Raw genomic sequence first — 23,042 nt, 5'->3', positions numbered from 1 at the left:
CTTTCAGCGGCCCGGTTTTGCCGACAAAACGCAGAACTCGTTGCCCTCCGGGTCGGCCAGCACCACCCAGCCGACGTTGCGCTGGCCGACGTCGACCGGCCGGGCGCCCATCCCGACCAGCCGCTCGACCTCGGACTCCTGGTCGTCCGGGCGCAGGTCGATGTGCAGCCGGTTCTTGCCCCTCTTCACGTCGGCCACCGGCGCGAACAGCAGCGCGGGCAGTTCGTCGGGGGTACGGCGGATCTCCACCTCGTCGGGGGTCTCGTTCACCAGCACGTAGCCGAGCGCCTCGGCCCACCAGCGCGCCAGCCGCGCCGGATCCTCCGCGTCCACCACGACCTGTTCCCAGCGGCTCGGCATCGCACCTCCCATTTATCGACATGTGACGATCACGTTACGCGACTCGGGCGGGTGACCCGGTGCTGAACAGCGCACCGGAAGTGCGACTACGGCACGGATGAGAGGGCGCAGGATCCGGGGCGGCAGCGCGCTTACCAGGCATTCGCCGATGACTGGACCATGACGCACAAAACGTGCGACTTGTCGCCTCAGTGTCACCGGAGGATGGCCCACGGTGGCGGCGAGGGGATCGACGAGACGCCACCGGGGCAACGGAGGAGAGAAGTGCCCGGCGTCGACCACTGTCTACAGGAGGCCATGACGATCCCCGGCGCTGTCGGGGCAAGCATCGTCGACTACACCACGGGATTTCCGGTCGCCACGACCGGGGCAGCCCCCAACGAGGACCACGAAGCGGCGGCGACCGGTACGGCCGACGTGGTCCAGGCCGCGAACAGCCGCTCGCTGTTCGTCTCGGCCATCCCGCACGACCTGCTCGAAGATCTGATCATCACCACCGCCGGCGGCTATCACCTGTTGCGGATCGTCCATACCGAGTTCGACAGCCGGTTGGTGCTCTACGTATGGCTCGATCGGGCCCGCGGCAATCTCGCCGTGGCCCGCCGCAAGATGCAGCGCATCGCTGACGAGCTGGTCACGACGTAACCCGCAACGCCTTAGAACCGAAGCCCTTGAAACCGAACAGGAGTAATCGGTGGCCTCCACGAAGCCCGCAACGCCCGGGGACCTGCTGACGCGGGTCGCCGGCGAGCGGCAGACCGGAGCCCTGGTGGTGAGCGGTCAGCCGGGCGGTGCGGTCTACGTCTTCGAGGGACGTGTCATCTACGCCGAGTCACCCGCCGCGCCGGGGGTGGGCGAGTTGCTCACCTCGTCCGGGCGGCTGGCCGGGCGTACCTGGCAGAACGCACTCGATCTGGGCACCTCCACGGCACGGGTCGGGCGGCTCCTGGTCGAGCAGGGCCATCTCACCCAGGGCGAACTGGAACTCTGCGTACTCGGCTCGACCTACGACGCCGCGTACTTCGTGCTGGCCCAACCGGCCGCCACGATCGAGTTCCTGCCCGGCGCGACGCACTGGCTCGGCGCGGTCGTGCACATCGACGCGTCCGCGATCGTCCGGGAGGTGCGCCGCCGGGTGAAGCTGCTCGACGACATCTTTTCGAACCCGCGGATCGACATCGCGCCGGTCATCCCGGTCACCCGGGCGCCGCGCGAACGCATCACCCTGACCGCGGCGCAGTGGGAGCTGCTGGCGCACGCCGACGGCCAGCGCACCCCCGCCGACCTGGCATTGCTGCTGGGACGCGCGGGCTACGCGACCATCCAGGAACTGCGGCGCCTCGCGGCGCTGGGCATGATCGAACTTCCCCGGGTACGCGCGGCGGAGTCGCCGGAATTCGTCCGGCTGCCACATCCCCGTGGCGCCGCGGTACCCATCGATCACTCGGTCGCCGAGATCACCGGTGCTTCACCCGTACCCGTGATCAATGGCCGGGACCCGGCAGAAAGCCGCAGCGCGCCGACGGCGCCGGAGCCGGCACACGCTCGCGGGCCGTCGCCGAATCCGGAGCCGCCGCCGGCTCCACCGCCCGGTGATCACAACGCCGGACTCAATCGGCCGCGGCTGGCTCGCCGGAAACCCGGCGCGAAGCTGCCGAAAGAGATCGCGGCGACCGAATCTCCGCCGGTGCATCAGGGCACCGACGAAGTCCTGCTCAAGCGCATTCGCACCGCTTTGAGGGCCCTGCGGTGACGCGCGCACCCCCTACAGCAGAAGGAGCGAGGATCCGATGACGGTGGATCCGGCGGTACTCGAGGAACTCGGCCGCCTGCGCAGCAGAGTGCCCGAGCTTGCCGGCAGTGTGCTGGCCACCGCCGACGGGCTGGTCGTAGCGCACGACTCGCACGGCCTCGAACCGGACACCCTGGCCGCGCTCGCGGCGGCGCACCTGGCGCTGGCACGCAGGTTCGCGCACGCGGTCAACCACGGCGAATTGCGCGAGTCCGTGGTGGAGTGCGACGGCGGTTACATCACGTCGTACACCGCAGGGCCGAACGCCCTGCTCACCGTGGTCACCTCGGGCGACGCGAATCTCGCCATGGTGCACCTGGAAGCACGCCGGTGCGTACGCCGGCTCACCAAGATCATGGCCCTGGAGTCCAAGCCGCAGCTGCGGCCGGAGATCCCCACGCAGGCCGGGCCGACGAGTCCGCTGGCCCGGCGGACCCCGATGTCCACGCTTTCCAACGTCGCGCGCCGCCGTCAGGCGACCGGCTGATTTTTTCCCGCGGCACCTGCCGCATCAATCCCACCACCTCAGCGAAGGAACGAATCCCATGGCTGACATGGACACCGCACTCAAGGAAATCATGGAGATCGACGGCTGCATCGGTGTCGCTCTCGTGGACCACACCAGCGGCATGGCCCTGGGCACCCTCGGCGGCGGCAAGGAGCTCGACCTGACGGTCGCGGCGGCCGGCAACACCGACGTGGTCCGCGCGAAGCTGCGCGCGATGGAGATGCTGAACCTCTCCGAGAAGATCGAGGACATCCTCATCACCCTCGATACGCAGTACCACATGATCCGCCCGCTCACGAGCCGGTCGGGCAAGGGGCTCTTCCTCTACGTGGCTCTGCGCCGCGACCGGTCGAACCTCGCCATGGCCCGTCACCGGCTGCGCGGCATCGAGAATGACCTCGACGTCTGAGCCGTGAGCGCCACCCCTGGGCGGGGAGGGTCGCACCACCCTCCCCGCCCCCGGCATCTACCATTCTCCGGGTGTCTGCCAGGGAAATCGTCGACCAGGTGCGCCGCGGCGTACTCGAATTCGAGGCCGGCCTCGACGCTCTCACCGGCGTACCCGCAGCGGAGGCCGACTCCGCACTTCGAGCCGCGCTCACTGCCGAATTCGATCGGCTCTTCGGCAACGGCTGGCAACCGGCTGAGCTGCACCGGGCCGTGGCCCGCCGCGGCAACCCGATTCAGGCGGGACTGGTCGCCGAGGCCGCGGTGAACTTCCTGGCCGGCCGCACCCCGGTCGACGAGCGCTGGAAATCGCAGGCCGAGTCGCTACCGGCGGTCCAGGGCCGCCGGCCGGACCGGATCGCGGTGATGGACGCGTCGCTGAGCCTGCTGTGCGAGCTGCGTCTGCTGCCCGCCATCGAGATCCTCGTACCGCCGCCCGGCACACCGCTCACGACCGTTCCGCACCACGGTGACCAGCGGATTCTCGGCCGGGTTCGTGCCCTGCTGGCGAAAGCGGAGGCCACCGACTTCGCGGCCGAGGCGGAGGCGTACAGCGCGAAGGCCCAGGAGCTGATCACCCGGTACCGGATCGAGGTGATCACCGCGCCGGCCGTGGACGTGGTGCCTTTCGCCCGGCGCATCGGGGTGGATCATCCGTATGAGAACGAGAAGGCGAGCCTGCTCGACGCGGTGGCCCGGGCGAACAACTGCCGCTGCGTCTGGACGCCGGAGCTGGGCTTCAGCACGATCTTCGGCTTCGACGCCGACATCGACGGCGTCGAGCTGCTCTACACCTCATTGCTGGTCCAGGCGAACCGGGCGATGACCCGCGACGAGCCGGCCAAGGGCAAGGCCAGGGTGAAGGCGTTCCGCCGCTCGTTCCTGGTGGCGTACGCCATCCGGATCGGCCAGCGGCTCCGGGAAACCTCCGACCGCGAGATGGCCGCCCGCAGCGATCTGCTGCCGGTGCTGCGCAACCGGGACGTACAGGTGCAGGAGGCCCTCACCAAGGTCTTCCCGAACACGGTCCGCGCCCGGGGCAGCCGGGTGGACAGCCTGGAAGGCTGGGATTCCGGCCGGGCCGCGGCCGACGAGGCGCAATTGGGTTGACGCCATTCGGCCGGTGAGCAGACTGGATGGCATGCACCCGATTTGACGCTGACACCTCTATGCGGTGCGCGCCTGTGCCGAGGGCGTGCTCCTCTACCCGGTCTACGCACTGTTCTTCGCCGACACCGGGCTCACCACCGCCGAGATCTCGTCACTCTTCGCGATCTGGTCGGTGGTCTCCTTCGTGTGCGAGATCCCAGCCGGCGCGCTCGCCGACGTCTGGTCCCGCAAACGCCTCTACGCCCTCGGTGAGCTGACCACCGCGACCGGTTTCGCCCTGTGGCTGATCTGGCCGTCGTACCCAGGCTTCGCCCTCGGATTCGCCCTGTGGGGCTTGGGCGGCGCGTTCAGCTCGGGCACGCTCGAATCGCTGGTTTATGAACGGCTGGGCGATTCGTCCGCTTACGCCAAGATCATCGGCCGCGCCGACACCGTGGGCCTGCTCGCCATGCTCGCGGCCACCTTGCTGGCAGCGCCGGCTTTCGCCGCCGGCGGATACCTCCTGGTGGGGACCATCAGCATCGCGACGGTCACCCTGGGCGGCCTACTCGCCCTCTTCCTGGACGGTACGCACGAAGCAGGCGACGCCGAGGAATCCGGCGGTTACCTCGTGACCCTTCGATCCGGCCTGACCGAGGTGACCGGCAGCGGCGTCGTGGCCCGAGCCGCCGTCATCGCCGCTGCCGTGCCGGGTTTCAGCGCCCTGGACGAATATCTGCCACTGCTCTCCATCATCAAGGGCGCGAGCGCGACGACCGTACCGTTGCTCTTCGCCGTGACCGCTCTGGCAATGGCGGCAGGAAGCGCCCTGGCCTCCCGGCTGTCACCGGCCTCGCCGCGCCCACTGACGGTGTCCCTGCTGCTCGCGGCGGGTTTCCTGGCGGCCGGCGCGCTGATCCCCCAGATCAGCGGCATGCTCGCGGTGTCCGCGGCGTTCGGCCTCCTGCAGTTCGCCATGGTCCACGCCGAGTCACGCTTGCAGGAGCAGATAACCGGCACGTCCCGGACAACGGTCCTGTCGGTGGCGGGCTTCGGCGCGGAGGTGTTCGCGGTCCTGCTCTACGCGTTCTTCGCCCTGCCGATGCCATTGCCGCCGCTGTTCGCCCTGGCAGCGGTGCCGCTGCTGGCAACAGCCCTACTGACCACCCGCCGCTGACCACCCAGGGAGGCCGCGGTTTCAGCTTTCGCCATTTGCGGATTGGTGGCGGGTTCGAGGCGGCGTGGGGCGAGGCGGCGCGGCGCGGGGCAGCACGGCGCGGGGCAGCACGGCGCGGCGCGGGGCAGCACGGCGCGGCGCGGGGCAGCACGGCGCGGCGCGGGGCAGCACGGCGCGGCGCGGCGCGGGGCAGCACGGCGCGGCGCGGGGCAGCACGGCGCGGCGCGGGGCAGCACGGCGCGGCGCGGGGCAGCACGGCGCGGCGCGGCGCGGGGCAGCACGGCGCGGCGCGGGGCAGCACGGCGCGGCGCGGCGCGGGGCAGCACGGCGCGGCGCGGGGCAGCACGTCGCGGCGCGGGGCAGCACGGCGCGGCGCGGGGCAGCACGTCGCGGCGCGGGGCAGCACGTCGCGGCGCGGGGCAGCACGTCGCGGCGCGGGGCAGCACGTCGCGGCGCGGGGCAGCACGTCGCGGCGCGGGGCAGCACGTCGCGGCGCGGCGCGGGGCAGCGTCGCGGTTTCTCGGTGCGAGGTGCCGCTCGGAGATCTTGTGCGGTTTAGCCGGCTGATAGACCACAAGTGCACGAGTTTGCGGGGCGGCCATCCGTGGCGTGTTGGTTTCGGGTGGTCTGCGTGCGTTCTGGTGACGCTCTGCCACCACAGCAGGCGAATAATGCCGGATCTTGGAGACTCGTGGGTGTTCTATGCCCTGTTCTATGCCCCACCGGTCCCCAAGGCTCGGCCAACGCGGTGCTTCACAGTTCCGGCATGTTGAGCGCGGCGCTTCGCCGATCTTGTGGAGTTCGGCGAACCGTTTGCGCACAACTCCGCAAGATCGGCCAGGCCTGTTCGATCTTGCGGAGTTGCGTGAACACGTCTCCGGGGAAGTCCACAAGATCCAACCGGCGCGGAGCGGAACGGCGCAGATCGGGCAAAGCGGCTCGCGGCGGTCAAAGCGGAGCAGACCGGAGCGGCACGGGCCAACGCGGAGCGGCACGGGCCAACGCGGAGCGGCACGGGCCAACCCGGAGCGGCACGGGCCAACCCGGAGCGGCACGGGCCAACCCGGAGCGGCACGGGCCAACGCGGAGCGGCACGGGGGTCACGTCCGCTGGCGTGGTGTAAGAGGCGGCCAGCGCTGATCCGTGTGTGTTGATCTTATGCGGCGATCGCGGTGGTTTCGACGATTTCGGTGTCGTGTTGCTCGGTATCGATGCTGGTCAGGCGTGCTTTACGGAGAACATCAAGGCCCATGTAGCGGCGTCCTTCGACCCATTCGTCGGTTTGCTCGGCCAGGACCGCGCCGACGAGGCGGATGATCGCGGCCCGGTTCGGGAAGATCCCGACAACGTCGGTGCGGCGCCGGATCTCCTTGTTCAAGCGTTCTTGCGGGTTGTTCGACCAGATCTGACGCCACAGCTCCCGCGGGAACCCGGTGAAGGCGAGCAGGTCACCGCGGGCGTCGTCGAGGTGCTCGGCCGCGTCGGGGAACTTCGCGGCGATCGTGTCGAGAACCCGCTCGAACTGCGCCCGGACAGCGTCGGCGTCGGGCTGGTCGAAAATTGTACGGACCAGCGTCGCGACCCACGGCTGTGCGCTCTTCGGGACCTTCGCGAGCAAATTACGCAGGTAGTGGGTGCGGCAGCGCTGCCACTGCGCCCCCGGCAGCGCGGCGCCGATCGCGTTGACCAGACCACGGTGAGCGTCGGAGACGACCAGACGGACCCCGGACAGCCCACGGGCGGTCAACGAGCGCAGGAACGCCAGCCAGCCGGCACCGTCCTCGTCGGACGTGACGTCGAGACCCAGTACCTCACGGCCGCCGTCACCGTTGACACCGACCGCGACCAGGGCGTGCACGTTCACCGTCCGGCCGTTCTCCCGCACCTTGATGACCAGGGCATCGACCCACACAAACGTGTACGGGCCGGCGTCCAGAGGCCGGTTACGGAACGCCTCGACCTGGACATCGAGGTGGCGGGCCATCTCCGAGACCTGCGACTTCGACAGAGACTTGACGCCGAGCTGCTCGACAAGTTTCTCCACCCGCCGTGTCGACACACCAAGCAGATACGACGTCGCGACCACACTGACCAGGGCCTGTTCAGCCCGGCGCCGGTGTTCGAGCAGCCAGTCCGGAAAGTATGAACCCGTGCGCAGTTTCGGGATCGCCAGCTCGACCGTGCCGGCCCGGGTGTCCCACTCCCGCTGGCGGTATCCGTTACGCGAGTTGGTGCGCTCGTCGCTGCGTTCGCCGTAGCCGGCCCCGCACAGGGCGTCGGCCTCAGCAGACATCAACGCGTCCGCGAAAGTTTTCACCATCACCCGCAGTACATCAGGGCTCGCCGATTCCAGATGCTGGCCCAGCAGCTCAGTGACGTTCAAACTCTCTGTTGCGGCCATCGCAGGTCTCTCCTTCGTGATCTTCAAGCAATCCGAAGGATCTGCGATGGCCGCCTCTTACGTCCCGGAAAGTCCAGGTCGTACACCACTTCGGTGGACGTGACCGGCACGGGCAGAGCGGGGCGGGGTGACTGAGGGATTGAGATGCACCCAGACTCGACACACATGGCGGGAAGTGCCGGGCCGTGTTGAGTTGGGGCCCTCTGCGGAAAAACTCCCCCTGGGATCAGCCGCCGGATTCGTCGGTTTCTGCGCCTTCCGGGACGGTGTCGTCGTCGCGGCTGTCCAGCCAGCCGTGTGGCAGCGTCACCTTGCCGGGGGCGTTGACCCGGCCGCGCGGCTGGCCCAGCGCGTCGGCCGGGAACGGGATCGACGGGTCGAGCTTGGCGAGCAGGTCGTCGAGCTCGGCCAATGACGAGATCATCGCGAGGCTGCGGCGCAGTTCGCTGCCGACCGGGAAGCCCTTGAGGTACCAGGCGACGTGCTTGCGGTAGTCGGCGCAGCCGTGCTTCTCGTCCTCGAGGGCCTCGACCAGCAGCTGAGCGTGCCGCGACATGATCTTCGCGACCTCGCCGAGCGTCGGCAGCACCGGCTGATAGTTGGCGCCCTGTGTGAACGCGGCCTCCAGATCGGCGAAGAGCCACGGCCGGCCCAGGCAGCCACGGCCGACCACGACGCCGTCGACGCCGGTGTGCTCGACCATGCGCAGCGCGTCGGAGCCCTCCCAGATGTCGCCGTTGCCGAGGACTGGCACGTCGAGCGCCTGCTTGAGGGTGGCGATCGCGTCCCAGTCGGCCTTGCCGGAGTACCGCTGCTCGGCGGTGCGGGCGTGCAGCGCCACCGCGGCCACACCGGCGTCCTGAGCGGCGAGACCCGCTTCGACGTACGTCAGATGGTCCTCGTCGATCCCCTTGCGCATCTTGATCGTCAGCGGGATGCCGTACGGCTTGGCGGCCGCGACAGCCTGCGAGACGATCCGCGCGAAGAGCTTGCGCCGCCACGGCAGGGCCGAGCCACCGCCCCGACGGGTCACCTTCGGCACCGGACAGCCGAAGTTCAGATCGATGTGGTCGGCCAGGTTGTCCTCGCCGACCATCCGCACGGCGGCGGCGGTCACATCGGGGTCGACGCCGTAGAGCTGAAGACTGCGAAAGCCCTCGTCCTCGGCGAACGCGATCATCTTGAGCGTCTTGGGAATCCGCTCCACCAGCGCGCGGGTGGTGATCATCTCGCAGACGTAGACACCACCACCCTGCTCCCGGCAGAGCCGCCGGAACGCCACGTTGGTGATCCCCGCCATCGGGGCGAGCACGACGGGCGGGTTGACGGCATGGTTGCCGAGCAGAAGCGGTGCGGTCACGCGCTCAAGGGTGACACAAGCGCCTAGCATCCTTCCTCGTGGGAGACAGTGAGCTGAGTCCGCGCAAGCTGGTTGTCGTCTTCGAGTCGCCGGTGGCCGCGGCACTTCAGCGGTTCGCGGTGGATCTGGGCTATCACTCGGTGCTCGTGGAGCCTGATCCGACGCGGCTTGCCGGCACGCCTCGGGCGCATGGTGACATCTTCGTGGGTGACCTGGTCGCGGCCGGGGTCGACGAGTACACCGACGTGGTGCTGAGCGATCATCATCGGCCGGAGATCGGCGCGGTGCTCGAAGAAGCGCTGGCCGGCAAGAGCCGCTGGATCGGCATCGTGGGCAACCCGCGTCACGAGGGGCCGCATGTGGCGGCGCTGCGGGAGCTGGGTGTGCCGGAGGAGGAGATCGCCCGGGTGCACCGGCCGATCGGGCTCAACATCGGCAGCCGGACCGGGCCGGAGATCGCTCTGGCGGTGCTGGCCGGCCTGATCGCCGACCGCAACGGCCGCCCCGGCGGCTTCACCTTTTAACCGGCGGCTTCGCCTTTTAAGCAGATCTTGGCAAGCTGCGCCCGTATCGCAGCCGCAACTTGCCAAGATCGCAAAAAACCAGAAATCCCGCTCAGCAGCCGGGCAGGCGCTTGATCAGGTAGTCCTCGATCTGGTCGAGCGAGACGCGCTCCTGCTTCATCGTGTCGCGGTCGCGCACCGTCACCGCGTTGTCGGTGAGGGTGTCGAAGTCGACGGTGACGCAGAACGGCGTACCGATCTCGTCCTGGCGCCGGTAACGGCGACCGATCGCCTGGGAGTCGTCGAACTCGACGATCCAGCGCTTGCGCAGGTTCGCGGAGAGCTCGCGGGCCTTCGGCGAGAGCTCAGGGTTGCGCGAGAGCGGCAGCACGGCAACCTTGACCGGCGCGAGGCGCGGGTCGAACCGCATGACCGTGCGCTTGTCGACGCCGCCCTTGGTGTTCGGGGCCTCGTCCTCGTCGTACGCCTCGAGCAGGAACGCCAGCACCGCGCGGGTCAGGCCGGCCGCCGGCTCGATGACGTACGGAACCCAGCGCTCGCCCTTCTCCTGATCGAAGTAGGAGAGGTCGACTCCGGAGTGCTTGGAGTGCGTCGACAGGTCGAAGTCGGTGCGGTTCGCGATGCCCTCGAGCTCGGCGAACTCGGTGCCGCCGAACTGGAAGCGGTACTCGATGTCGACGGTCCGCTTCGAGTAGTGCGAGAGCTTCTCCTTCGGGTGTTCGAAGAAGCGCAGGTTGCTCTCCGAGAGACCCAGGTCGCGGTACCAGTCCCAGCGCTGCTGCAGCCAGTACTCGTGCCACTCCTCGTCGCTGCCGGGCACGACGAAGAACTCCATCTCCATCTGCTCGAATTCACGCGTACGGAAGATGAAGTTGCCCGGAGTGATCTCGTTGCGGAAGCTCTTGCCGATCTGGGCGATGCCGAACGGCGGCTTCTTGCGGGCCGCGGTCGCGACGTTGTTGTAGTTGACGAAGATGCCCTGGGCGGTTTCCGGGCGCAAGTAGTGCAGCCCGTCCGCGCTCTCGGTCGGGCCGAGGAAGGTCTTCATCAGGCCGTTGAACATCTTCGGCTCGGTGAAGGTGCCCTTGTTGCCGCAGTTCGGGCAGTTCATCTCCTGCAGCGAGGCCGGCGGGTTGCCGTGCTTGGCCTCGTACGCCTCTTCGAGGTGGTCAGCCCGGTACCGCTTGTGGCAGGACTGGCACTCGGTCAGCGGGTCGACGAACGCGTCCAGGTGGCCGGAGGCGGCCCAGACGTCACGCGAGAGGATGACGGCGGAGTCCAGGCCGACGATGTCGTCGCGCTGCTGGACCATGGTGCGCCACCACTGACGGCGGACGTTCTCCTTCAGCTCCACGCCGAGCGGACCGTAGTCCCACGCCGAACGGGTTCCTCCGTAGATCTCGCTGGAGGGGAAGACGAAGCCCCGGCGCTTGGCCAGGCTGACGACGGAGTCGATACGGTCGGCAGGCATGTGCGGTTTCCTCCTACGCCGGCTGGGTGTCGGCGGGGAAATTCGTGATTGACAGGACGAAAAGCGAGGTTACTCCCCTACGCCGCACACCTCGAACGCGCCTGTCGACGTGTTCTGGGCGAGTTCCGCCTTGAGAACAGCGGTGTCGCCGTCGGCGTACGTGACGTTGACCGGGACGGTTCCGTACGTCAGATCGACGTCACCCACCGCGAAATCGCGCACTGTTTCGGTGGAACTCATCCGCGCCGAGTACTCCACCCGGCCCTCTTCAGCCTGTGAGTCCTCGCAGAGCAGGTCGTACGCCTTGGCGAAGTCGCGGTCCTGCACGGCGTCCATGTAACGGGTGACGACCACGTCGGCCTGCTCGTTGATCGCATTGTCCATCGCGGTGGCCAGGCCGAACAGCGCCGCCACACCACCGCCGCAGACCAGCAGCGCGATGCCGCCGGCGATGCCGAAGCCGAGGCCGATCCGCTTGCCGCGTCCCTCGACCGGGGGCGCCGGGAACGGCGGATGCACCCCGGGCCCGGCGGGCGGTGGCGAAGCAAGCACGCTCATGTCCCCAGCCTAATGTTCAGCGCCACGGATCGGCGGCCCGGTCACTGGCGGTCACCACGACGGCCTCGCCGGGGCCGGCCTCGGCGAGGGTTTCGTACGCGGACGGTTCGTCGAGCGTCTGCGCGAGCAGCGGAGTGGCGTACATCTTCACGTCGAACGCGCCGAGCGCCCGCCGGTACGCTCCGACCGACTCCCATTCGGTGACCAGGGTCCAGGCCGCCGGGTCCTCCAGCGCGCGGGCCAGGCGGCCGGACTGATATCCCGGGCAGTTCGCCAGGGCGGCGAGGGCGGCATGCGCACGCTCGACGAAGCCGTCCTGCGTGTCCGGTGGGATGTTGAAGCGGTTGAGCACCAGCATGTGACGAGGGTACGCACGCCGAAGGAGCCGCCAGTGACACCGTCCGACCATTTGTTGCGCCGGATCGCCCGGGTCAATCCGACTGTGGCGTTCGCCGTGGCCCTGGCCCTCCTGCTAGCAGGGCTTTTCCTGCCGGGCATCGTGGGCGCGCTGCTGCTGGCCGTGATCGCCGCAGGGCTGGGCGCCCTGACGTTCACCACGTGGCCGGTGCAGACGCCGATCACCCGTACTGTCCGGCTCGTCCTGCTCGCTCTCCTGGTGGTGGGTGCGGTCTCGAAGGCGCTGTAAAGCATGCGCCTTTGACAATCATTGTCATTATCGACAACAGTTGGTGGCATGATGCGCCGCCTCGTACCCGCCCTCGCCCTCCTCCTCGTTCTCAGCGGTTGCGGAGGCGCATCCGCCGGCGCCGACGGGAAGCTTTCCGTCGTCACCGCGTTCTACCCGCTGCAGTTCATCAGCGAGCGGGTCGGAGGCGACGTGGTCAGCGTCAGCAACCTCACCAAGGCGGGTGCCGAGCCGCACGACGTGGAGCTCAACGCCCGCCAGGTGGGCGAGATCACCGACGCGGACCTGGTGGTCTATCTGAGCGGCTTCCAGCCGGCCGTCGACGACGCGGTGAAGCAGAACGGCGCCGCACACGCCTTCGACGCCGCCTCGGCGATAACGATGCTGTCGGCCGAATCCGCCGACAGCCACAGTCACGAGGGCGAAGAACACGTCGAGGAGAGCACGAGCGGCACCGACCCGCACTTCTGGCTCGACCCGGCCCGGCTCGCGACCGTGGCCGAGCAGGTCGGCAAGAAGCTGGCCGAGGCCGACCCGGAGCACGCCGCCGACTTCACCGCCCGCGCCGCAGCGCTCAGCACCGAGCTGAAGACCCTGGACGGCGAGTTCTCCACGGGGCTGAAGACCTGTGAGCGCCGCGAACTGGTGACCAGCCACACCGCGTTCCACTACCTCGCCGACCGGTACGACCTGACCCAGATCGGCATCACCGGGATCGACCCGGAGGCCGAGCCGTCCCCGCAGCGCCTCGCCGCGGTCGCGGAGGAGGCCAAGGAGCACGGCGCCACCACGATCTTCTTCGAGACGCTGGTCAGCCCCAAGGTCGCCGAGACGCTGGCACAGGAGGTCGGCGCGCAGACGGCGGTGCTCGACCCACTCGAGGGCTTGACGGACGAGAATGCGGACTACTTCTCGGTGATGCGCGCCAACCTGACGGCTCTCACCAAGGCGCTTGGGTGCACGTCATGACCGACTGCACCGAGCGGCACCCAGCCGCACCGTCCCACGGCCTCGCACGCGAGGGCCAGGAGGGCATGACAAAGGAAGGCTCAGTGTCATGACGAATGTGGTCGAGGTACGGCACGCCGCGGCCGGATACGACGGCCGGGAGATCCTCAGTGACGTGTCACTGAGCGTGGCCGCCGGCGATGTGGTCGCTGTGCTCGGCGCCAACGGATCCGGCAAATCCACGCTGATCCGTACCGTCCTCGGCCTGGTGCCCCTGCGGCGCGGCGAGATCGAGCTGTTCGGCACGCCGCAGCGCCGGTTCCGGCAGTGGCAGCGGATCGGGTACGTGCCACAGCGCCTCGGTGCCGGCAGCGGTGTGCCCGCCACGGTCGGCGAGGTGGTGGCGTCCGGCCGGCTGGCCCGGCGCGGCATCTTCCACTTCCCCGGAGCGGCGGACAAGGCCGCGGTACGCGACGCGCTCGCCAGCGTCGGGCTGCTCGACCGGATCGGTGACCCGGTCTCGACGCTGTCCGGCGGCCAGCAGCAGCGAACCCTGATCGCCCGGGCACTGGCCGGCAAGCCGGACCTGCTGGTGCTGGACGAGCCGAACGCCGGTGTGGACGCGGCCAGCCAGGAGGCGTTCGCCGAGTCGCTCACCCGGTTCGCCGGGGCCGGTGGCACGATCATGCTGGTCCTGCACGAGCTGGGCCCGCTGCGGCCGCTCATCGGACGCGGGGTGGTCGTGCACGACGGCCGCATCGCGCACGAGGGGACACCGCCGGAGCCGGCCGGTCACCACGCCGAGCCGGGGCACGATCACGTGCACCCGCACGCCGACGAGGTCAAAGCCGGCATCTGCGAGTGGGCGCCGACCGAAGGGACGAAGGCGTACTGATGGAGTTGCTCGCTTATCCCTTCATGCAGCGTGCGCTGATCGGCGCGCTGATCATCGGCCTGGCCGCCCCGGCGCTCGGCATCTATCTGGTGCAGCGCCGGCTCTCGCTGATCGGCGACGGGATCGGGCATGTCGCGCTCACCGGCGTCGGCGTGGGCCTGCTCACCAACAGCTCCCCGGTTCTCACCGCGGTCCTGGTCGCCACGATCGGCGCGGTCGGCGTCGAGCTGATCCGGGAACGCGGGCGCACGTCCGGTGACCTGGCCCTGGCGCTGCTCTTCTACGGCGGCATCGCCGGTGGTGTGGTGCTGGTCGGCCTCTCCGACGACAGCAGCAACTCGAACCTGATGCAGTACCTGTTCGGGTCGCTGATCACCACGTCGGTGCAGGACATCGCGGTGATCGGCGGGCTCGGCGTTGCGGTGCTGGTCGCCATGCTGGCGCTGCGGCCGGCGCTCTTCGCGCTCTGCAACGACGAGGAGTACGCGCGGGTCAGCGGCCTTCCGGTGCGGACGCTCAACATCCTGCTCGCGGTCACCACCGCGGTGACCGTGACGATCGCGATGCGAACCGTCGGTCTGCTGCTGGTCTCCGCGCTGATGGTCGTGCCGGTCGCCGCCGCGCAGCAGGTCACCCGCGGTTTCCGCACCACCATGTCGGCGGCCATGCTGATCGGGGTCGGTGCGGCCGGCGCCGGCATCGTGGTCTCGGCCGAGATCGACACCGCGCCCGGCGCCACCACGGTGCTGCTGGCCCTGGTCGCCTTCCTCGGCGCCACCCTGGCCGCCACGGTGCGCCGCGCGCTGGTACGCCGGTCGCACCCGCCGGTCGCGGCCGAACCTCCGGACGTCGTGTTGCATGGTTGAGCGCATCACCGCTGTACGGTGGTCGCAGCCATGACGACCACCGGTTACGAAGCGTACGAGTCGGCGGGGGCCCTGTTGCGCGCCCTCTCCGCACCGATCCGTGTGGCCATCGTGGTGGAACTTGGCGCCGGCGAGCGCTGCGTGCACGACCTGGTGGAGAAACTGGGCGCCCCGCAGCCCCTGGTCTCTCAGCACCTGCGGGTCCTGCGCGGCGCGGGTGTCGTGCGGGGTGTCCGTCAGGGCAGGGAGATCGCATACTCCCTGGTGGACGAACACGTCGCCCACATCGTCGCCGACGCGGTGAGCCATGCCAGGGAGAGCCGACAGTGAATCCGGAAACGACCCAACGCAACACCAAGCAGCGCAGCGCGGTCAGCGCTGTCCTCGGTGAGACCGAGGGCTTCCACAGCGCTCAGGACCTGCACGCGATGCTGCGTGACCGGGGTGAGCGGGTCGGCCTGACCACGGTGTACCGGACTCTGCAGGGTCTCGCCGACGCCGGCGAGATCGACGTGATGCGCCCGCCGGGCGGCGAGCACCTGTACCGGCGGTGCAGCCAGGGACATCATCACCACCTGGTCTGCCGGTCCTGCGGCCGGACCGTCGAGGTGGCCGGGCCCGCGGTGGAGTCCTGGGCCGACAAGGTGGCCGGCCAGCACGGCTTTGTCGACGTCTCGCACACTCTCGAGATTTTCGGGACCTGCCCGGAGTGCGCCGCGAAAAGCTGAGTGCGAGGCTTCCACTGTGAAGCTCTACGCCGACCGGCTGCCCACCGCGATCCGTCAGCTCCTCACCGACATCCTCGCCGTCCTCTGGGTCTACCTCTGGATCCGGGTGGCTTTCTGGATACAAGACATCGTCGAGAAGCTCGCTGTCCCGGGTCAGAAACTGGAGAGCGCCGGCACCGGCATCGCCGGCAACCTGGCCGAGGCCGGTAGCAAGGTGGGCCGGGTGCCGGTGGTCGGCGACGACCTGACCAAACCGTTCACCGGCGCCGCCGACGCCGCCCGATCGATCGCCGAGGCGGGCCTCGAACAGCAGCAGTTCGTCGATCAATTGGCACTGATCCTGCCGCTGGTCGCCATTGCCGTACCCATGGCCCTGATTTTGTTCTTGTGGTTGCCGTTGCGTCTTCGCTGGATGAGGCGGGCCGGTGTCGCCGCGTCGGTACGCGACGACCCGGCCGGCCGTGATCTTCTGGCTCTGCGTGCGCTGGCAAGTCAGCCGCTGAGCGTGCTGACCAGGCTCGGTCCGGACATCGCGCAGAGCTGGCGTGCCGGTGACCCGGAGGCCGTCGACACGCTGGCCGAGCTGGAACTCAGGAGTCTCGGTCTTCGTCGTCGTCGGCCCAGTCCCGGTGCGCCAGCGGAAGCCCTGCCCAGAGGGTGACGAACCAAAGGCCGGTGATCACGGTGAGCGCGACCGCCCACTTCCAGTGCAGCACGTAATCGGTGATCAGCAGGACGCTGCTGACCATCGAGATCAGCATGAAGAAGAGGCCGCCGGTGGCCATCTTGTGCGCGTAACGGACCAGCTCGGGCTTGCGGCCCTGGCGGAACAGCGCGCGGTGGAACGCCACCGGCGAGATGATCATCGCGGTGGCGAACGCGGCGCTGATCAGCGCGACGATGTACGTGTCCCGCTGGAACTCGGTTGCCTGGGGAAAACCGCTGCTGAAAGGCAGGGTCAGCAGGAACGCGAAAAGGATCTGCACCCCGGTCTGTGCGACGCGCAGTTCCTGCAGGAGATCGGCGAAGTTCCGATCCCATCGCTGCTTCTCGGTTTCCTTGTCACGAGGGGAGGTGGTGTCGACTGCCATGCCGCGCCATTTTCCCCGATCAGGAGCATGGTCAAACGCCGATACGTGCCAGGACCGCGTCAGCGAGCTCTTGCGGCGCCTCCTCCGGCACCCAGTGGCTGACGCCGCGCATCGCCATCAGCTGGTAATCGGCCGACACCCAGTCCGCGGTACGCAACGCCGCGGTCAGCCCGACCACACCGTCCCGATCGCTCCACACGTACGTGGTCGGCACCGTGACCACGCCGGTCCGGGCGATCTGGTCGGTGGTGAAGGCGCGGTACCAGTTCAGCCCGCCGGTCAGCCGGCCCGGTTCGCGCGCTGCGTCCACGTACCGCTGCACCCGCTCGGCCCGCAGGGGTTTCAGCATCCAGCGCAGCACCGTGGCGTCGCGACCCAGCAGCAGACGTTCGGCCCGCGGCGAGCGGAACACCTCGAAGTACGCGAGGCGAGCTTTCTGCGACGGGCGTACCCGGATGGCGAGCATCAGGGCGCGCGGGTGCGGCACGGAGACGGCGGTGAGCGTACGCAAGCGGTCCGGATGATTCGCGGCGAGCAGCCAGCCGATCTGCGCGCCCCAGTCGTGGCCGACGACGTGAACCTTCTCGATGCCGAGTTCGTCGAGAACGGCGATGGCGTCGGCGACCGCCTCCCGGAGCCGGTAGGCATCAACGTTCTGCGGCCTGGCGCCCGGTGAGTAACCGCGCTGGTTGAGCGCGTAGGTCCGGAGGCCGGCCTCATGGAGATAGGGCAGAAGCCGATCGAATTCCCGGTTGTCCTGAGGGAAACCGTGCAGCAGAAGCACCGGCTCACCATCCCCGGGACCGCCGTCAGAAACCTCGAATGTCAGCCCACGAGCCTTGATCTCCATACTCATCCCCCAGGTGTTAGGTTCATCGAAGCAATGTAATCCGACAGGGGAGCGCACAGCGCTGAGAGTGCGGCAACAGGCCGCAGACCCTAGTACCTGATCTGGGTAATGCCAGCGCAGGAAGCTCGGTCTCTCAAGGCACACGTGTCTCCTCCCGGTACCTACTGGGAGGCTTTCATGAAATCCACCGACAACAACCGCTGGCGCACGATAGACATCGTGATCGCCTCAGTCATCGCCGTGGCCTTTGGCGTCATCTTCTGGGCCTGGGGCACCGTCTGGAGCGTCACCGAGAGCGCGTTCGCGTTCTTCCCGCCGGCCCAGGCGATCCTGTACGGCATCTGGCTGATGCCGGCCGTCCTGTCCGGGCTGATCATCCGCAAGCCCGGCGCGTCGCTCTACACCGAGACCGTCGCGGCGATCATCTCCGCGCTGCTCGGCAACCAGTGGGGCGGAACGGTCATCATCCAGGGCCTGGTCCAGGGCCTGGGCGCCGAGCTGGCGTTCGCGGCACTGCGGTACCGCTCCTTCAAACTGCCGTCCGCGCTGCTCGCCGGCGCGCTGACCGGCGTGAGCGCGGCGATCTTCGACTTCTTCGTCTGGAACTCGGAGTACGCACTCGGCAGCTACCGCATCCCCTACGCCCTGTTCACCGTGGTCAGCAGCGTGATCCTGGCCGGTCTGGGCAGCTGGGCCCTGGTCCGGGCGCTGGCGCCGACAGGTGTCCTGGATCGGTTCGGAGCGGGCCGGGAACGGGCACTCATCTGACCATGAGTGAGGTTCAGCTTCGCGGGTTCGGGTGGCGGCACGCCGGTCGTCGCGCCTGGGCGATCCGCGGGCTCGACCTGCACGTGCGGCACGGCGAGCGGGTGCTGTTGCTCGGCCCTTCCGGTGCTGGCAAGAGCACCCTGCTCGCCGCGCTCGCCGGTCTGCTGCCGTCCGATTCCGGTCAGGCTGAAGGCAGTATCGAGATCGATGGGCTTGATCCTGGCAAGGCACGCGACCGGGTCGGCATCCTCTTCCAGGATCCGCAGACCCAGCTCGTGATGGCCCGCAGCGGCGACGACGTGGCGTTCGGCTGCGAGAACCGCGGCATTCCGGCCGCCGAGATCTGGCCGCGGGTCAGTGACGTGCTCGACCGTGTCGGTTTCCGGTACCCGATCAACCGCTCGACGGCGGCGCTCTCCGGCGGTGAGGCCCAGCGACTGGCGCTCGCCGGAGTTCTGGCGCTTCGTCCCGGTCTGCTGCTGCTCGACGAGCCGACCGCGAACCTCGACCCACCCGGCGCGGACCTGGTCCGCGAGGCGCTCACCCGCTCCACAGGTCCGGAAACGACCATGATCATTGTGGAGCACCGGGTCGCCGAAGCGCTGCCGCTGGTGGACCGCGTCGTCGTCCTGGAGCCGGGTGGCGGCGTGCGCGCCGATGGCGCGCCCGAGCTCATCTTTGCCGCCTACGGCGACAAACTGGCGGACGAAGGCGTCTGGGTGCCAGGCTTCAGCTTCCCGCCCCGCAAGGCCAATTCACCGTCAACGACCGATTTCGTACGCGCGGAGCACACGTCCGTCCGTGGCCGGCTGAGTCCGGTTTCGATCACTGCAGGCGCCGGTGAGGTGCTCGCCGTGACCGGGCCCAACGGCGTCGGCAAGTCCACTCTGGCGCTGCTGCTCGGCGGACTGCTCGCACCCAGCTCCGGCCGGATCGAGGCGTTCGGCGACAAACGGCCCCCGCACCGATGGCGGGCCGCCACGCTGACCCAGCGGATCGGATCGGTCTTCCAGAACCCGGAGCACCAGTTCGTCACCGGCCGGGTCGCCGACGAGCTGGCCCTCGGCCCGCGCCGGGTCGGCCGCTCACCCGCCGAGATCCGGAAAATCGTCGACGAGCTGCTGGAACGGCTCCGTTTGACGAGGCTGGCCGAGGCCAACCCGTACACCCTCTCCGGCGGTGAGGCGCGGCGGCTGAGCGTCGCCACGGCGCTGGCGACCGCGCCCCGGCTGCTCGTTCTGGACGAGCCGACGTTCGGCCAGGACCGCCGCACGTGGCTGGAACTGATCACTCTGCTGGCGGAGCTGCGGACGGCTGGGCACGGGATCGTCGCGGTTACTCACGACGAGGCGTTCGTGCGTACCCTCGCTGACCGGACCGTCCCGCTGGGCGAGCCGGATCCGGAACCGTTACCTCGGCGGGTTCGCCCGTGACGCTCGCCCTGGAACCCATCGCCGATCCGTCCGCGCCGCTCGCCCGCCGCAATCCGGTCGCCAAGCTGGGCGCGGCGCTGCTCTTCTCGCTGCCGCTGATCGCCACCGTCGATCCGTTCACCCCGGCCACCGCGCTGGTGCTCGAACTGATCCTGCTGCCGTTCTTCGGTGTCCGGCTCCGACAGCTCGCCCGCCGCGCCGCGCCATTGCTGCTCGCGGCTGCCGGGGTGCTCGTCGCGATGACCATGTTCGCGGCTGAGCGCAGCGGAGACCTGCTCTTCTCGATCGGCGCCTTTGACGTGACCACCGGGGTGCTGGCGTCAGCGATCGGGCTGATCCTGCGCATCTTCGCCGTGGCGCTGCCCGGCATCATCGTCTTCGCCACCACCGACCCGACCGACCTGGCCGATGCGCTGGTCCAGAACGCGAAAGCGCCGGACCGGTTCGCGATCGGCGCGCTCGCCGCGTTCCGGCTGCTGCCCCTGCTCGCCAGTGAGTGGCGGACGCTCACCCTGGCCCGCCGGGCCCGTGGCATCGACGCCGGGCGCAATCCTCTCGCGAAGCTGCGGCTTTTCGTCTCGACCTCGTTCGCCCTGCTGGTCGGCGCGCTGCGGCGCGGTGTCCGGCTCGCGGTGGCGATGGACGCGCGCGGATTCGACGCCGGCACCCCTCGAACCTACGCGCGCCGGCAGCATTTCACCGGAGCTGACACCGCGTTGATGGCCGGCGCTGCTGTCGCCGCCGGCACGATTCTGACGTTCTCGGTGCTGCTGGGCTTCTTCCACCCGGTCGTCGGCTGACCGTTCGTTTGCCGTCCAACAGATCGACAACCGAAGTTGTCCTGATCGGACGAGGGTGAGGTGCACTCAACGATCTTCGTAGGAGTTCACCGATATGGGTCACGGCCACGACCACTCTCATTTCTCGGACGCCGCCGGTGCGGCTGACGTCCCCGAAGCCCTCGACCTGAGCATTCCGGAGAGCGAGATCTCCCCCGGCGACGCCTCGCGCCGCCGCTTCCTGCTCGGCGCGGGTCTGCTGGGCGCCGGCGCTGCCGCTTCGGTGCTCGCCCGCCCGGGCGCCGCCGAGGCCGCCGGCCTCGCGCACACCCACGACCACGTCGGCGGCGGTAACGCCAAGGGCGGGTTCCAGTGGCTCGCCGGCGACCACCACATCCACACGCAGTACAGCTCGGACGCCCAGTACCGGGTGCTCGACCAGGCCCAGAAGGGTCAGGCGTACGGCCTGGACTGGCTGGTCATCACCGACCACGGCAGCGCCGCCCACGCCAAGATCGGCGTGGAGAAGGTCAACCCGGACATCGTGAAAACCCGCGAGGAGCTCAAGGGCCTGCTCACGTTCCAGGGGCTGGAGTGGAACATCCCGGCCGCCGAGCACGCCACCGTGTTCGTCACCCCGTCGAAGAACGAGGTCGAGGTTCTCAAGCAGTTCGAGAACGCGTACGACGGCACGTTCGTACCGGCCACCAACACCGCCGCGCAGAACGAGGCCCTGGCGATCGCCGGCATCAAGTTCCTCGGCGAGCAGGTGAAGAAGCGCAAGATCGACGGCGCGCTGTTCTTCGCGAACCACCCGTCCCGGCGCGGCATCGACTCGCCGCACGAGATCCGCGGCTGGCGTGAAGCCGACCCGACCGTCGCCGTCGGCTTCGAGGGCGCACCCGGCCACCAGGCCGCCGGCATCCCGGCCCCGAACGGCCGTGGCGGTGCCCGTGGTTACTACGACAACAACCCGTCGGCCGCGTCGTTCGCCGGTTACCCGCTGGAGACGTATCGCACCTGGGGTGGCTTCGACTGGATGACCTCCACGGTCGGCGGCCTCTGGGACAGCCTGCTCGCCGAGGGCAAGGCGTGGTGGATCACCGTCAACTCGGACAGCCACGTCAACTACCTCGACCAGACCGAGCGTGGGCCGGGCAGCGACTTCAACGCCAACGGCAAGTACAACGACCCGGTCTACAACGGCTCGGTCAACACGCAGGCGGGCGACTTCTGGCCGGGCTTCTACGGCCGGACCAACGTGGGCGCGTCGTCGTTCGCGTACAAGGCGGTCGTCGACGGCCTGCGCGCCGGTCGCGTCTGGGTCGACCACGGCCGGCTGATCAAGGGCCTGGACGCCCAGGTACGCGTCTCCGGCGACCGTCGCTGGTCGACCGGCACCCCGCTCGGCGGCGTGCTGCAGGTCAAGCGGGGCACCTCGACCGAGCTGACCCTCGAGATCGACCTGCAGGACATCCCGAACTGGGCCGGTTTCGTCCCGGTCCTCAAGCGGGTCGACGTGATCGTCGGCACGGTCACCGGCCCGGTGTCGGACCAGGACGCCTTCACCACCCCGAACACCAGGGTGGTCAAGTCGTTCGAGGTCTCCAAGACCAGCGGCAAGGTCACCTTCACCTACGACCTCGGCCGCCTGGACAAGCCGTTCTACCTCCGGGTACGCGGCACCGACGGCAACCGCACCCAGCCGGGCCTGCTGGGCGCCTCGGTCGATCCGTACGGTCCCCAGCTCGATGTGGTCGGCTCTGCCGACCCGTGGGGTGACCTGTGGTTCTACACCAACCCCATCTGGGTTCTGCCCCGATGACGTATTCCGTCGCGCCGGCCGCCATCTCGGCGGCCGGCACCGTCGGCGCTGCCCGGATCGTCGGAGTCAGCCTCGGGCACACCACGCTGGCCGAAGCCGACCACTGGATCGGCTCGCTGTCGCCCGCCCCGGTGCTGGCCTGCACCCACCTGATCGCCGCGCCGTTCCCGCACGTCGCGATCAGCCTGCTCACGACCAGCACGTTCGAGACCGAGCCGGAGTTGCGTCCGGCCGCGGACGCGGCGGCATCCGGACAGTTCGGCCGGGCCGTCCGGTTCCCCGGCGTCGGACGCCTCACCGGCGAGCTGACGGTCAGCGAGATCCTCCAGCGCAGCTCGATCTCCCGGGTGGAGGTGCTCGGCAGCGGGCTGGCCGACCGGGACACCGTCGTGGACACCGGCGATTTCGTCCGGCCCCAGTTCCGCGGCGGCGAACTGGTGCTGGTCACCACTCCAGCGGTCGGCGGGCGGCTGGTCCCGTTCGAAAGGCGGGATCCCACCCCCTGCTGTGCCGATCACTGAACGAC

Annotated in this window: 28 protein-coding genes and 1 riboswitch; of the genes, 20 read left to right on the top strand and 8 right to left on the bottom strand. The window is 69.1% G+C overall.

The annotated features are described in order from the left end of the window. Positions 1 to 3: 3 nt before the first annotated feature. Positions 4 to 360, bottom strand: a complete 357-nt coding sequence (locus ACQP2E_RS06305; protein ID WP_433828913.1) for a VOC family protein — start codon at positions 358 to 360, stop codon at positions 4 to 6. A gap of 297 nt (positions 361 to 657) precedes the next feature. Between ACQP2E_RS06305 and ACQP2E_RS06300 the strand changes: the two genes are divergently transcribed. The 7 genes from ACQP2E_RS06300 to ACQP2E_RS06270 all read left to right on the top strand — a co-directional run bounded on the left by ACQP2E_RS06300 (position 658) and on the right by ACQP2E_RS06270 (position 5,940). Next, on the top strand, positions 658 to 1,005 hold the full coding sequence (locus ACQP2E_RS06300; protein WP_433828912.1) for a hypothetical protein: 348 nt from the start codon (positions 658 to 660) through the stop codon (positions 1,003 to 1,005). Positions 1,006 to 1,054: 49 nt separating this feature from the next. Then, positions 1,055 to 2,113, top strand: coding sequence for a DUF4388 domain-containing protein (locus ACQP2E_RS06295; protein ID WP_433828911.1), 1,059 nt, complete (start codon positions 1,055 to 1,057; stop codon positions 2,111 to 2,113). Between the two features lie 37 nt (positions 2,114 to 2,150). Further along, the gene (locus ACQP2E_RS06290; protein ID WP_111649063.1) at positions 2,151 to 2,639 is read left to right on the top strand and encodes a roadblock/LC7 domain-containing protein; all 489 of its coding nucleotides are present in this window, start codon (positions 2,151 to 2,153) and stop codon (positions 2,637 to 2,639) included. Positions 2,640 to 2,697: 58 nt separating this feature from the next. Further along, a complete protein-coding gene (locus ACQP2E_RS06285; protein WP_433828910.1) occupies positions 2,698 to 3,069 on the top strand; it encodes a hypothetical protein in 372 nt (123 codons plus the stop codon). A gap of 71 nt (positions 3,070 to 3,140) precedes the next feature. Next, positions 3,141 to 4,217 carry a DUF2786 domain-containing protein gene (locus ACQP2E_RS06280; RefSeq protein WP_433828909.1) on the top strand — a complete coding sequence of 359 codons (1,077 nt, stop codon included), beginning with the start codon at positions 3,141 to 3,143 and terminating at the stop codon, positions 4,215 to 4,217. A gap of 64 nt (positions 4,218 to 4,281) precedes the next feature. Then, positions 4,282 to 5,373 (top strand): MFS transporter, encoded by a 1,092-nt coding sequence (locus ACQP2E_RS06275; RefSeq protein WP_433828908.1) that lies wholly within the window; start codon positions 4,282 to 4,284, stop codon positions 5,371 to 5,373. Between the two features lie 45 nt (positions 5,374 to 5,418). After that, positions 5,419 to 5,940: a histone H1-like repetitive region-containing protein gene (locus ACQP2E_RS06270; protein ID WP_433833794.1), complete on the top strand. Its 522-nt coding sequence runs from the start codon at positions 5,419 to 5,421 to the stop codon at positions 5,938 to 5,940. Positions 5,941 to 6,529: 589 nt separating this feature from the next. Here ACQP2E_RS06270 and ACQP2E_RS06265 read toward each other — a convergent pair. Both ACQP2E_RS06265 and dusB read right to left on the bottom strand, forming a co-directional pair. Beyond that, positions 6,530 to 7,774: an IS256 family transposase gene (locus ACQP2E_RS06265; protein ID WP_433827806.1), complete on the bottom strand. Its 1,245-nt coding sequence runs from the start codon at positions 7,772 to 7,774 to the stop codon at positions 6,530 to 6,532. A gap of 226 nt (positions 7,775 to 8,000) precedes the next feature. Then, a complete protein-coding gene (gene dusB / locus ACQP2E_RS06260; RefSeq protein ID WP_433828907.1) occupies positions 8,001 to 9,164 on the bottom strand; it encodes a tRNA dihydrouridine synthase DusB in 1,164 nt (387 codons plus the stop codon). 8 nt (positions 9,165 to 9,172) lie between these two features. Between dusB and ACQP2E_RS06255 the strand changes: the two genes are divergently transcribed. Further along, positions 9,173 to 9,658 carry an XdhC family protein gene (locus ACQP2E_RS06255; protein ID WP_433828906.1) on the top strand — a complete coding sequence of 162 codons (486 nt, stop codon included), beginning with the start codon at positions 9,173 to 9,175 and terminating at the stop codon, positions 9,656 to 9,658. A 91-nt stretch (positions 9,659 to 9,749) separates the two neighbouring features. Here ACQP2E_RS06255 and ACQP2E_RS06250 read toward each other — a convergent pair whose 3' ends face one another. The 3 genes from ACQP2E_RS06250 to ACQP2E_RS06240 all read right to left on the bottom strand — a co-directional run bounded on the left by ACQP2E_RS06250 (position 9,750) and on the right by ACQP2E_RS06240 (position 12,045). Further along, the gene (locus ACQP2E_RS06250) at positions 9,750 to 11,129 is read right to left on the bottom strand and encodes a glycine--tRNA ligase (RefSeq protein ID WP_433828905.1); all 1,380 of its coding nucleotides are present in this window, start codon (positions 11,127 to 11,129) and stop codon (positions 9,750 to 9,752) included. Positions 11,130 to 11,198: 69 nt separating this feature from the next. Further along, a complete protein-coding gene (locus ACQP2E_RS06245) occupies positions 11,199 to 11,687 on the bottom strand; it encodes an Rv0361 family membrane protein (protein ID WP_433828904.1) in 489 nt (162 codons plus the stop codon). Positions 11,688 to 11,703: 16 nt separating this feature from the next. Beyond that, positions 11,704 to 12,045 (bottom strand): antibiotic biosynthesis monooxygenase family protein, encoded by a 342-nt coding sequence (locus ACQP2E_RS06240; protein ID WP_111649069.1) that lies wholly within the window; start codon positions 12,043 to 12,045, stop codon positions 11,704 to 11,706. A 33-nt stretch (positions 12,046 to 12,078) separates the two neighbouring features. On the opposite strand from ACQP2E_RS06240, the gene ACQP2E_RS06235 reads away from it, so the two are divergent. From ACQP2E_RS06235 to ACQP2E_RS06205, 7 genes are all read left to right on the top strand, one after another. After that, positions 12,079 to 12,333 carry a DUF6703 family protein gene (locus tag ACQP2E_RS06235; protein ID WP_433828903.1) on the top strand — a complete coding sequence of 85 codons (255 nt, stop codon included), beginning with the start codon at positions 12,079 to 12,081 and terminating at the stop codon, positions 12,331 to 12,333. Positions 12,334 to 12,381: 48 nt separating this feature from the next. Beyond that, positions 12,382 to 13,302 (top strand): metal ABC transporter substrate-binding protein, encoded by a 921-nt coding sequence (locus ACQP2E_RS06230; protein ID WP_433828902.1) that lies wholly within the window; start codon positions 12,382 to 12,384, stop codon positions 13,300 to 13,302. Between the two features lie 88 nt (positions 13,303 to 13,390). Beyond that, positions 13,391 to 14,176 (top strand): metal ABC transporter ATP-binding protein, encoded by a 786-nt coding sequence (locus ACQP2E_RS06225; RefSeq protein ID WP_433828901.1) that lies wholly within the window; start codon positions 13,391 to 13,393, stop codon positions 14,174 to 14,176. Continuing rightward, positions 14,176 to 15,042: a metal ABC transporter permease gene (locus tag ACQP2E_RS06220; protein WP_433828900.1), complete on the top strand. Its 867-nt coding sequence runs from the start codon at positions 14,176 to 14,178 to the stop codon at positions 15,040 to 15,042. Before ACQP2E_RS06225 ends, ACQP2E_RS06220 begins: the two co-directional genes overlap by 1 nt. A gap of 30 nt (positions 15,043 to 15,072) precedes the next feature. Then, a complete protein-coding gene (locus tag ACQP2E_RS06215; RefSeq protein ID WP_014441320.1) occupies positions 15,073 to 15,372 on the top strand; it encodes an ArsR/SmtB family transcription factor in 300 nt (99 codons plus the stop codon). Beyond that, positions 15,369 to 15,770, top strand: coding sequence for a Fur family transcriptional regulator (locus tag ACQP2E_RS06210; protein WP_433828899.1), 402 nt, complete (start codon positions 15,369 to 15,371; stop codon positions 15,768 to 15,770). Before ACQP2E_RS06215 ends, ACQP2E_RS06210 begins: the two co-directional genes overlap by 4 nt. A gap of 16 nt (positions 15,771 to 15,786) precedes the next feature. Further along, positions 15,787 to 16,431 (top strand): hypothetical protein, encoded by a 645-nt coding sequence (locus ACQP2E_RS06205; protein ID WP_433828898.1) that lies wholly within the window; start codon positions 15,787 to 15,789, stop codon positions 16,429 to 16,431. Here the strand turns inward: ACQP2E_RS06205 and ACQP2E_RS06200 are convergent. Next, positions 16,361 to 16,861: a DUF6328 family protein gene (locus ACQP2E_RS06200; protein WP_433828897.1), complete on the bottom strand. Its 501-nt coding sequence runs from the start codon at positions 16,859 to 16,861 to the stop codon at positions 16,361 to 16,363. The two genes, ACQP2E_RS06205 and ACQP2E_RS06200, sit on opposite strands and share 71 nt — an antisense overlap. Positions 16,862 to 16,892: 31 nt before the next feature. Further along, positions 16,893 to 17,711, bottom strand: a complete 819-nt coding sequence (locus ACQP2E_RS06195; protein WP_433833792.1) for an alpha/beta fold hydrolase — start codon at positions 17,709 to 17,711, stop codon at positions 16,893 to 16,895. A gap of 35 nt (positions 17,712 to 17,746) precedes the next feature. Continuing rightward, positions 17,747 to 17,852, top strand: a riboswitch (TPP riboswitch). Between the two features lie 36 nt (positions 17,853 to 17,888). On the opposite strand from ACQP2E_RS06195, the gene ACQP2E_RS06190 reads away from it, so the two are divergent. The 5 genes from ACQP2E_RS06190 (at position 17,889) to ACQP2E_RS06170 (ending at position 23,037) form a co-directional block, all read left to right on the top strand. Continuing rightward, on the top strand, positions 17,889 to 18,479 hold the full coding sequence (locus tag ACQP2E_RS06190; RefSeq protein ID WP_433828896.1) for an ECF transporter S component: 591 nt from the start codon (positions 17,889 to 17,891) through the stop codon (positions 18,477 to 18,479). Between the two features lie 2 nt (positions 18,480 to 18,481). Next, a complete protein-coding gene (locus ACQP2E_RS06185; protein WP_433828895.1) occupies positions 18,482 to 19,912 on the top strand; it encodes an ABC transporter ATP-binding protein in 1,431 nt (476 codons plus the stop codon). Beyond that, the gene (locus ACQP2E_RS06180; protein ID WP_433828894.1) at positions 19,909 to 20,712 is read left to right on the top strand and encodes an energy-coupling factor transporter transmembrane component T family protein; all 804 of its coding nucleotides are present in this window, start codon (positions 19,909 to 19,911) and stop codon (positions 20,710 to 20,712) included. Before ACQP2E_RS06185 ends, ACQP2E_RS06180 begins: the two co-directional genes overlap by 4 nt. Before the next feature lie 94 nt (positions 20,713 to 20,806). Next, positions 20,807 to 22,516, top strand: coding sequence for a PHP domain-containing protein (locus ACQP2E_RS06175; RefSeq protein WP_433828893.1), 1,710 nt, complete (start codon positions 20,807 to 20,809; stop codon positions 22,514 to 22,516). Beyond that, the gene (locus ACQP2E_RS06170; RefSeq protein ID WP_433828892.1) at positions 22,513 to 23,037 is read left to right on the top strand and encodes a hypothetical protein; all 525 of its coding nucleotides are present in this window, start codon (positions 22,513 to 22,515) and stop codon (positions 23,035 to 23,037) included. Before ACQP2E_RS06175 ends, ACQP2E_RS06170 begins: the two co-directional genes overlap by 4 nt. Positions 23,038 to 23,042 lie beyond the last annotated feature (5 nt).

This window comes from Actinoplanes sp. CA-015351, from assembly GCF_050955685.1.
Lineage (GTDB): Bacteria > Actinomycetota > Actinomycetes > Mycobacteriales > Micromonosporaceae > Actinoplanes.
The sequence above is the reverse complement of the archived record's forward strand: the minus strand, read 5'-3'. Positions and strand labels throughout refer to the sequence as shown.

Excerpts from the sequence above, each read along its gene's own strand:
- ACQP2E_RS06305 (WP_433828913.1), bottom strand. The coding sequence starts at position 360 with ATGCCGAGCCGCTGGGAACAGGTCGTGGTGGACGCGGAGGATCCGGCG.
- ACQP2E_RS06300 (WP_433828912.1), top strand. The coding sequence starts at position 658 with ATGACGATCCCCGGCGCTGTCGGGGCAAGCATCGTCGACTACACCACG.
- ACQP2E_RS06290 (WP_111649063.1), top strand. The coding sequence starts at position 2,151 with ATGACGGTGGATCCGGCGGTACTCGAGGAACTCGGCCGCCTGCGCAGC.
- ACQP2E_RS06285 (WP_433828910.1), top strand. The coding sequence starts at position 2,698 with ATGGCTGACATGGACACCGCACTCAAGGAAATCATGGAGATCGACGGC.
- ACQP2E_RS06265 (WP_433827806.1), bottom strand. The coding sequence starts at position 7,774 with ATGGCCGCAACAGAGAGTTTGAACGTCACTGAGCTGCTGGGCCAGCAT.
- dusB (WP_433828907.1), bottom strand. The coding sequence starts at position 9,164 with ATGCTAGGCGCTTGTGTCACCCTTGAGCGCGTGACCGCACCGCTTCTG.
- ACQP2E_RS06250 (WP_433828905.1), bottom strand. The coding sequence starts at position 11,129 with ATGCCTGCCGACCGTATCGACTCCGTCGTCAGCCTGGCCAAGCGCCGG.
- ACQP2E_RS06245 (WP_433828904.1), bottom strand. The coding sequence starts at position 11,687 with ATGAGCGTGCTTGCTTCGCCACCGCCCGCCGGGCCCGGGGTGCATCCG.
- ACQP2E_RS06240 (WP_111649069.1), bottom strand. The coding sequence starts at position 12,045 with ATGCTGGTGCTCAACCGCTTCAACATCCCACCGGACACGCAGGACGGC.
- ACQP2E_RS06230 (WP_433828902.1), top strand. The coding sequence starts at position 12,382 with ATGATGCGCCGCCTCGTACCCGCCCTCGCCCTCCTCCTCGTTCTCAGC.
- ACQP2E_RS06225 (WP_433828901.1), top strand. The coding sequence starts at position 13,391 with ATGACGAATGTGGTCGAGGTACGGCACGCCGCGGCCGGATACGACGGC.
- ACQP2E_RS06220 (WP_433828900.1), top strand. The coding sequence starts at position 14,176 with ATGGAGTTGCTCGCTTATCCCTTCATGCAGCGTGCGCTGATCGGCGCG.
- ACQP2E_RS06215 (WP_014441320.1), top strand. The coding sequence starts at position 15,073 with ATGACGACCACCGGTTACGAAGCGTACGAGTCGGCGGGGGCCCTGTTG.
- ACQP2E_RS06200 (WP_433828897.1), bottom strand. The coding sequence starts at position 16,861 with ATGGCAGTCGACACCACCTCCCCTCGTGACAAGGAAACCGAGAAGCAG.
- ACQP2E_RS06195 (WP_433833792.1), bottom strand. The coding sequence starts at position 17,711 with ATGGAGATCAAGGCTCGTGGGCTGACATTCGAGGTTTCTGACGGCGGT.
- ACQP2E_RS06190 (WP_433828896.1), top strand. The coding sequence starts at position 17,889 with ATGAAATCCACCGACAACAACCGCTGGCGCACGATAGACATCGTGATC.
- ACQP2E_RS06185 (WP_433828895.1), top strand. The coding sequence starts at position 18,482 with ATGAGTGAGGTTCAGCTTCGCGGGTTCGGGTGGCGGCACGCCGGTCGT.
- ACQP2E_RS06175 (WP_433828893.1), top strand. The coding sequence starts at position 20,807 with ATGGGTCACGGCCACGACCACTCTCATTTCTCGGACGCCGCCGGTGCG.
- ACQP2E_RS06170 (WP_433828892.1), top strand. The coding sequence starts at position 22,513 with ATGACGTATTCCGTCGCGCCGGCCGCCATCTCGGCGGCCGGCACCGTC.